The sequence below is a fragment of the Candidatus Aminicenantes bacterium genome (assembly GCA_011049425.1).
Taxonomy (GTDB): domain Bacteria; phylum Acidobacteriota; class Aminicenantia; order UBA2199; family UBA2199; genus UBA876.
Genome location: DSBM01000094.1, coordinates 1 through 8,791, shown reverse-complemented (window position 1 = coordinate 8,791; position 8,791 = coordinate 1). Strand labels below are relative to the sequence as shown.

The following is an 8,791-nucleotide window of genomic DNA, read 5'->3' as shown; positions in this document are numbered from 1 at the left end:
GTGGGCGGAGACCGGTTCCGCAAAATGGGCGTGGAGCTGATTCATCACAACCGCGATTACGCGGTCGTGGGCGTGTTTGAGATCCTGTCTCAACTGGCACGATTTCACCGGCGCATGCGCCGGCTAGTTCGCGAAGCGGTTGACCGCAAAGCCGCCGCCGCTCTGCTGATCGATTACCCCGACTTCAACCTGAGACTGGCCCGCCGCCTGAAAAAAGCCGGTATCCCCGTTTACTACTACATCGCACCCACAGTCTGGGCCTGGCGCCCCGGCCGTGTCCAGCAACTGCGCCGGTATACCGATCATCTTTTCATTATATTTCCTTTCGAAAAAAAAATTTTTCGCGACGCGGGCGTCCGCCATACCTATACCGGTCATCCATTACTCTCCATGGTGTCGGTACGCACTCCCAGAGATCGGTTTCGCCGTCGCCACGGGGTGGATCCCCACGACCACATGGTTACGCTGCTTCCGGGATCACGCCCATCCGAGGTCGACCGCCTGCTGCCCGCCATGCGCAAGGCGGTAGAGAGGTTGGCCTGTGATCACAACCTGAAAGTTTTTTTATTGCAGGCCGACCACATCAGCGAGACGCAGATCCAGTCGCTTTTGTCCGGTTCTACAGTGAAGATTCGGGTAATCTCTCAAGGAGAACGCTTTGACTTGATCAATGCATCGGATCTGGTTTTAACCACCTGCGGTACATCCAACCTGGAAATCGCCCTGCTGGGCGTGCCTTTCGTGGCCGGGTACCGGGTTTCGTCCATGACATTTCGACTGCGCTTCCTGCTGAAAATCCACCGCTATTCTATCGTCAACATCCTGGCCGATGATGATGTGGTCGCAGAACTCATCCAGGATGATTTTACCGCTGAAAACCTGGCCATCCATGCGCGCGGGATTCTCGACCAGCCGGCGCATGCCGCCGCCATGCGCCGCCGTCTGGCTGGAGTCACCCGCTCTTTGTCCCGTGACGGTGACGCCGCGGACATCGTTGCCGGCCGCATGGCGTCAGACCTGTGCAACGCCGATTGACATTCGAAGGTCACTGTGATATTCGAAAAATAAAGTCATGGGAAGGATTATTGGAATTGACCTCGGCACTACCAATTCCGTAGTGGCGTACACGGAAGGGAAATCCCCGGCCATCGTCCTATCGGAAGAAGGCGACCGGATCCTCCCCTCCATAGTGGCCTTCACCCGCAAAGGAGAGCGGTTGGTGGGCACACCGGCCAAGAGTCAGCTGATCATCAATCCGGCCAACACGGTCCACTCGGCCAAGCGCCTGATGGGCAAGCGCTATTCCGAAGTGGCACCCTATCTTTACCAGTTCAGTTATGCCATCGTGGAAGGACCCGAAGACAGCCTCAAGATCTCTCTCAACGGCAACCTCTTCTCCCCGGAAGAAATCTCCGCCATGATCCTGCAGAAGTTGAAGGAGTCCGCGGAGCAATACCTGGGGGCGGCGGTTGACGGCGCCATCATTACGGTACCCGCCTATTTCGACGATTCCCAGCGCCAGGCCACCCGGGATGCCGGCCGCATCGCCGGCCTGGAAGTCAAACGCATCATCAACGAGCCCACAGCCGCGGCCCTCTCTTTTTCCCTTGACCTGGGTGGAAAACGTTCCGTGCTGGTTTATGATTTTGGCGGCGGAACCATCGACATATCGATTCTGCAAGTGGAGCAGGAGATCATCAAGGTCATGGCCACGGCGGGAAACACCAATCTGGGGGGGAATGACTTCGATATCATGTTGTGCAAACTGCTGCTGGACGAAATCCATGAGCAGTTCAACCTGGATCTATCCGAGGACAAGCTGGCGGTGCAACGACTGCGCGACGCTTCAGAAAACGCCAAGAAAGAGTTATCGTCACTGGAATCGACTGAAATCAATCTGCCGTTTATCGCCGAATCCAATGACGGTCCGGTTCATTTCCTTAAGTACATCACGCGATCGGAATTCGAGAACCTGATCGCGGACAAAGTTGAAAAAACCCTGCAGATCTGTGGCGTGTGCCTGCAGCGGGCGCAGGTAAAAAAGGACGATATCCAGGAAGTGCTGTTGGTGGGCGGATCCACGCGAATCCCAATGGTTCAGGCCAAAGTCCAGGAATATTTCGGCATGCCCCCCAACCGTAAGATCAATCCCGACGAAATCGTGGCCATGGGAGCCGCCCTGCAGGGATCGATTATTTCCGGGGAAAGCCGCGACATCCTTCTGCTGGACGTCACCCCCCTTTCACTGGGCGTCAAGACATTCGGAGGCGCGTTTACACGGGTCATCGACGCCAACACCACCATTCCCTGTAACCGCAACCTGGTGTTTTCCACCGCTGAAAACAACCAACGCGAAGTGGAAATCAACATCTACCAGGGCGAAAGGGAAATCGCCGAAGAAAACAAGCTTCTGGGACGCTTCCTTTTGAAGGGAATACGCGAAGCCCCCAAAGGAGTCCCCCGTATTGAAGTGACATTCAACATTGACATCAACGGCATCCTCATGGTCAGTGCCGTGGACTTATCCACCCGCAACCAGAAACAGGTGGTGGTATCCCACTCCGGCCTGCTCAGCGAGGAGGAGATCGAAAAACTGCGGGAAAATGCCGCAAAATACGCCGAAGAGGATCATCGCCGCCTGGGGGTCATTCGCGCCCGCAACCGCCTGCTCAACGAAATCTACACAGCGGAACACTACCTGGAAACCGCTCCCATAGCGGGAGATTTGAAAGAGACCGCCGTTGAACTGCTCACCCATGCCCGCGTTATCTCCAGCGGAAAAGACGCCGGCGCCATGGAAGCGCTCAACGCCGACCTCATGCAGGTCAACGAGCAACTGAAGTCCCAGCAGAACCGGGATAAAGAAAGCGCGCCAGCTCCGCAGAAGCCTCTTTCCAGCGATACCCGCCCTCTCAAGATCCCGGCAAACTGAACCCGGGCACTCTTTTTCAATACAGGCCGAGGTTATGCTATAATCATTTTTAAGCTGGAGGCCGATCCCATGAGTACCTTCTACGTAACGACACCCATTTACTACGTCAACGACATTCCCCACATCGGACACGCTTATACCACCATCATGGCGGACGCAATAACGCGTTTCCGCCAGGCCGAAGGTTATCAAACCTTTTTCCTTACCGGAACCGACGAACACGGCCAGAAAATCGAGAAAAGCGCCGAAGCCCAGGGCATCACACCCAAAGTCCTGGCCGACAGGGTGGTGGAGCGGTTCAAGGATCTGTGGCGGGTACTGGATATCCGTTACGACCGCTTCATCCGCACAACCGACGCGGATCACGTTGCAGGGGTTCAACACCTGTTCCGCAAGGTGCTTGAAAAAGGCGACATCTACCCGGGCAATTACCGCGGACAATACTGCGTTTCCTGCGAAGGATATGTCGCCGAAACCGCGACCGACTCTCCTTCCGGCAACAAGATCTGCCCGGACTGCGGCAAAGAGACCGAATTGCTTACCGAACGCTGCTACTTCTTTCGCCTCTCCGCTTACAGCGAGCGCCTGTTGAATTTCTACAGAGAAAATCCGGATTTCATTCGCCCCGTATCCCGCATGAACGAAGTGGTTTCATTCGTCAAGATGGGCCTGAAGGATCTTTCCATCACCCGTTCCACGGTAAAGTGGGGGGTGCCGGTGCCGGATGATGCGGAACAGACCATTTACGTGTGGTTCGACGCCCTGTCCAACTACATCACCGCCCTGGGCTACCCGGAATCCACCGCTGAATTCGCGCGGTTCTGGCCCGCGGATCTGCACGTGATGGCAAAAGATATCCTGCGTTTTCATGCCGTCTACTGGCCCGCCTTCCTCATGGCCGCGGACATCGAACTGCCGCGCAGAGAACTTATCCACGGCTGGTGGTTGAAAGATGAAAAAAAGATGTCAAAATCCCGGGACAATGTCCTGGACCCCCATATCCTGCTCAAACACTTTCCCGCGGACGCCATTCGCTACTTCCTGATGCGCGAGGCACCCATCGGCGCAGACGCCAATTTCTCTCACCAGGGATTCATTACCCGGATCAACACCGAGTTGACCAATGACTGGGCCAACCTGATTTCCAGGACCGGCGGCATGATCAGCCGCTACTTCAGCAACCGTTTCCCCGGACAAGCCGATTACTCATCAGCGGAAGAAGAGCTGCGTGAAGACTACCTGGAACTGGAGAATGAAGTCCGGTCCCATTTTGATGCCTATGCATTCAACCGCGGCCTGGAACGGATCATGGAGTACGTCAACCGCTTGAACCGCTATATCGTGGAATCGGAGCCCTGGAAAATGGCCGGCGACAGATCCTGTTACCCAAAGCTGGAGGCTGTACTCAAGACCCTGGTACGGGCGATCCTGTCGACCAACGCGCTGCTGGCACCGGTGATCCCCCATAGTGCGGCTCGAGTGAGAAAGTTTTTCAACCACGCGGATGAAAATTTTGGTTGGAAAGACCCGGGCGAAAGTTTTAGCGTCCAGGATGTGGAACCGCTTTTCCCCCGGGTGGATCCCAAGGAGTTTTTTGCCGAAGAACTGCGGGAAACCCAACCTCCCCAATCACCCAAGGAGGCTCAGATGAATGAAAAACCCCAAACCCCGGAAGGCATGATCAGCTTTGACGAATTCAAGAAAGTGCGCATGGTGGTGGCCCGCGTGGTCACGGCCGAAAAAGTGGAAAAAACCGACAAGCTGCTCCGCCTCAGCGTGGATACAGGCGACGATACCCGCACCCTGGTGGCGGGAATCGCTCAGTATTACACTCCCGAAGAACTGGTGGAGCGCAAGATCATCATCGTGGCCAACCTGCAACCCGCCACCATCCGCGGCATCGAGTCCAGGGGCATGATCCTGGCCGCAACCGACAAGGACGGCCGCCCCTATATCCCCGAAATCCCCGCGGACACTCCCGTGGGATCGGTCATGCGTTGAGTCGGGATTTGCTTTTTTTGGCGGGCCTCATTCGCAGACATTGCACCCCGATGAACCGCTTGGCTTCATTCTGAAAAACCCTTTGCCGGCACATATGATGCGGCGGGGACGCGGTCACCCGCTCCCCCGCCTCCAGGTCGCGTGTCTACGTGTCTATCTGATGCGACTCAGAAACCCAGTTCCTTCAGGATGTGGGTCGCCTTGCCGATCTTTTCGGTGACGAACAGCACGTAGCGGATGTCAACGGAAATGGTGCGCTGCTTCTCGTTGTCATACTGCCAATCGCCGTTCATGGCTTCCCAGTTGCCGTCGAACGCGATACCGATCATTTCACCACGGGCGTTGAGCACGGGACTGCCGCTGTTTCCGCCGGTGATATCGCAACGATGCACGAAGGCCACGGGAACGTCACCCAGGTCGGGATCCATCCAGCGGCCGAAGTCTCCGGCGGCATGGACTTTGCGCAACGCCTCGGGGGCGTCAAACGGCTCCTCTCCGGTATGCTTCTCGATCACCCCGGTAAGGGTGGTGAAGGGTTTGTAATACACGGCGTCCCTGGCCTTGTAGCCGGCCACCTTGCCGTAAGTGAAACGCAGCGTGCGGTTGGCATCAGGGTACAGCATTCCCCCTTTCCAGGCGGTGAGGGCCTCGATGTACTGCTTGCGCCGTTCCGAGATCTCGGCGTCAAACTTCTCGTTCTTTTTGCGCATCACCTCTGATTCCGGATACAGTCCGGCCGCCAGGTTGATAAAGGGATCGTCGAGGGCTTTCAACTTCGCAGTGGTCATGCCCTTGGCAAACAGGGTTTTGACAAACTCCACGTCCTTGAGTTTTGTGTCTTTATAGGCCTTTTCAACAAATGCTTCTTTGCCTTGATTGAGAATCGATTCCAATGCCGCTATCCGCCGCCCCTCGGGAAGGGCGTCCGCTTTCTCCAGGGCCAGGGTCAGCATGGCCTTGTCCGAGGGTTCGTAGTAGGCCATCAACATGAAATGCAGGCGCGAGACGGCGCGGGCGATCTCTTTTTCCGAAAAGGCGGGGTCACGTTCTTTTTCGGGTTTGGCCCGCTCTTCGGCCAGGTTGTAGATCTGGATTCCCAGCCCCATCATGGTGCCCCCCAGCATGCGCGAGAGCATGAACACGTCGTCATAACTCCGTGTTTCCGCCTTTTGGGCATACAAGGCACCGATCCTCTCCAGAAGATTGCCGTAACGGGCTTTCATCTTTTCATTGGCGTCAACAAACGCCTTCAACTCTTTTTCCTGTTGTCTTTTTTGTGCCAGGAAATCGATGCGGTTCATGTCCTCGATTTTGCCCTGATAATTTTTCATCACGTTGTTTAATCCCTTGATCATGCCCGCCACTTTCATTTTGGCGATCATGGAGTCTTTCTCAAAAGATTCCAGCAGGCTGATGACTTCCTGGAACAACTTGATACGGTCGGGATAATTGTGATTCAGGTTCTCGTCCACCGAATAAGAGGTGCGGTAGCGGGTGGTGGATCCCGGATAACCGAGGATAAAGGTCTGGTCCCCATCCTTCAGGTGGGACCTCGAAAGGCGGATCCAGTTGTCCGTCTTCAGCGGCACATTGTCCTTGTGGAACTTGCGGCCGGAGCCGTCGGGCGCCATGTAGATGCGCATAAAGGAAAAATCTCCCGTATGTCGCGGCCACATCCAGTTGTCTATGTCACCCCCGTAGTTGCCGATGGCCTTGGGGGGCACATACACCACGCGCACATCGTCATAGCGCTTATGCACAAAGAGGTAGTACTTTTTGCCGTTGTACATGGAGGCGACACGGGCCGTGATATCGGGCTTGCCTTTCTCGACGGCTTCCTTTATCTGCTTCATGCGTCGCCGGATCTGCTTGTCCCGTTTGACCAGGTCCCGGATGCGGTCGTAACGCAGGAACCGGTCCGTCACGTCTTTCATGTACTGGAATACTTCCGCCGAGTATCCGGGCGCTTCGATCTCTTCGGAAAGATCATTGGCCAGGAAACCGTTGGTGATCAGGTCCACTCCCTTGGTGGAAGCCCGCTGCACGGCGCCGAACGCCACGTGGTGATTGGTCAGCACCAGGCCGTTGGCGGAAACGATCTCCGATGTACCGCCGAATCCCAGCACCAGGCAGTTGACCAGGCTGGGCTTATCCGGTGTATAGATGTCACCGGCGCTGATTTCAAAGCCTTTCTTTTCCAGTTCGAGCTGATGCAACTGATCGAGCAGCCACATGCCTTCCTCGGCGTGGAGGGAAATGCCGATGCATGTTACCATCAGCAGCAATAAAAGTACTTTTTTCATGTCACTCTCCCAAGATATGGCGCAAGACCATGAGTGGTCTCACACAATGCAATACGCAATAACGCCCGGCGAAGTTTTCCCCGGAGGCAATCCCCGGATCGTTCTGGATGATGCCCTCATATCCGGTACCGCCTGCGGCCAGCGTTTGAACCCTCTTTGGTCGAATCCGCCAAACCTGTGAAACCTCACCGCCCGGTTTCACGTATTGAACTATATGGGAATTCCGCTAGGGGGAAATATATGAAAATCCTGGTAAAGACGTTGAGTGTTTTGTTGCTCTTTTTCCTGTTGACCGCGGGTCGGGCCCTGCCCGGCACGGATACGGAGAGCCGGGTAATTCCGGAATTGTTGAGCCCGGACAGCATCAATCTGGACGACAAGCAGGTTTACATCACCGAGGGACCCAAGGTCCGCATCTTTAACCGCGATACCCTTGAACAGGTGGCGGTATTCGGCAAAGCCGGTGAAGGCCCGCAGGAATTTCGCGTACTCCCGGGCCTGCCCCTGATCCTGAACGTGGAAGGGGATGAGTTGATGGTAAACAGCTTCGGAAAAGTGTCGTTTTTCTCCAAGTCCGGCAAGTTCCTGCGGGAACAACGCACCCAGGCCGGGTTTATCATCATGGCCCAGCCATTCGGCGAAAACCTGGCGTGCTGGGGACTGGCATTCGAGGACCAGACCCGTCTGCGCACCATTGACCTGTACGACCGGGAGTTGAAAAAACTGAAAAACCTGGTCAAGCAGAAAGACGAATTCCAGGCACCGGGACAGGGCATCGACATCCTGTCCTCATCCTTTACTTACTCGGTGTTGGGTGACCGGCTGTGGGTGGCCCATTCCCCGGAACCGCTGATCCATACTTTTGATCTGGAGGGCGATGCGGCGGAAACAATCCGGCTGGATATCCCTCGCCGCGACATGACCCGGGCCGACCGGGAAACCATCCTGAATTACCTGAAAACCGATAAAAGCACCCGAGAGCAATTCGACCTGCTCAAGCCCATCCGTTTCCACGACCAATACCCGGCCATCATGGCCGTTTTCGCCGCGCAGGGCAAAATGTACGTCATGACCTGGCAGCGCCGGGAAAATCGCAACGAGATCCTGGTCATGAACAGCGAAGGAAAAGTGGAACGTACGCTGTGGCTGCCCGTAGCCTACCTAAACGCCCTGCGTCCCGCGCCCTTCGCCGTCCGCGACAACCGGCTTTTGCAATTGAATGAAAACGACGACGAGGAATGGGAACTCCACATCACCCCGATCCGGTAATGGGGCCTCTCCTCAAGCCTGCATTTCGAGCAGGGATTGTCGCGAAATGGCGTAGATGGTTACAGTGACAAGGCATGCGACAGGAATTCTTTGAGGGCATAGCAGCGCTATGGCTGAGGGGAATGAGGGAGCTTAACGCAGTCGATGCGGCCGGATCCGTTATTGCAGCAGATCAATGTGAGAAATGGGGGCTAGACGACGAAGACCTCAATGGGTCTTGGCCGAAGTGGTGAGCGGTGACTTGTGCCCTCTGGGTATTTATGCCCGCGAGGGTACTCTCCTGCAG

The 8,791-nt window shown here is 56.0% G+C and carries 5 protein-coding genes; 4 read left to right on the top strand and 1 reads right to left on the bottom strand.

All coding sequences use genetic code 11. The annotated features are described in order from the left end of the window. From lpxB to metG, 3 genes are all read left to right on the top strand, one after another. The coding region (lpxB, locus tag ENN40_06160; protein ID HDP94927.1) for a lipid-A-disaccharide synthase at positions 1 to 1,035 on the top strand (1,035 nt) is incomplete at its 5' end. Between the two features lie 37 nt (positions 1,036 to 1,072). Then, entirely contained in the window at positions 1,073 to 2,932 is a 1,860-nt protein-coding gene (gene dnaK / locus ENN40_06155) for a molecular chaperone DnaK (protein HDP94926.1), read from the top strand. A gap of 69 nt (positions 2,933 to 3,001) precedes the next feature. After that, complete coding sequence (gene metG / locus ENN40_06150) at positions 3,002 to 4,933, top strand: methionine--tRNA ligase (protein HDP94925.1); 1,932 nt, start codon at positions 3,002 to 3,004, stop codon at positions 4,931 to 4,933. A 167-nt stretch (positions 4,934 to 5,100) separates the two neighbouring features. Here the strand turns inward: metG and ENN40_06145 are convergent, their stop codons facing one another. Further along, positions 5,101 to 7,236: a S46 family peptidase gene (locus ENN40_06145; protein HDP94924.1), complete on the bottom strand. Its 2,136-nt coding sequence runs from the start codon at positions 7,234 to 7,236 to the stop codon at positions 5,101 to 5,103. Between the two features lie 240 nt (positions 7,237 to 7,476). Between ENN40_06145 and ENN40_06140 the strand changes: the two genes are divergently transcribed. After that, a complete protein-coding gene (locus ENN40_06140; protein HDP94923.1) occupies positions 7,477 to 8,505 on the top strand; it encodes a hypothetical protein in 1,029 nt (342 codons plus the stop codon). Positions 8,506 to 8,791: the final 286 nt, after the last annotated feature.

Coding starts and splice junctions, on each gene's coding strand:
- dnaK (HDP94926.1), top strand. CDS start 1,073: ATGGGAAGGATTATTGGAATTGACCTCGGCACTACCAATTCCGTAGTG.
- metG (HDP94925.1), top strand. CDS start 3,002: ATGAGTACCTTCTACGTAACGACACCCATTTACTACGTCAACGACATT.
- ENN40_06145 (HDP94924.1), bottom strand. CDS start 7,236: ATGAAAAAAGTACTTTTATTGCTGCTGATGGTAACATGCATCGGCATT.
- ENN40_06140 (HDP94923.1), top strand. CDS start 7,477: ATGAAAATCCTGGTAAAGACGTTGAGTGTTTTGTTGCTCTTTTTCCTG.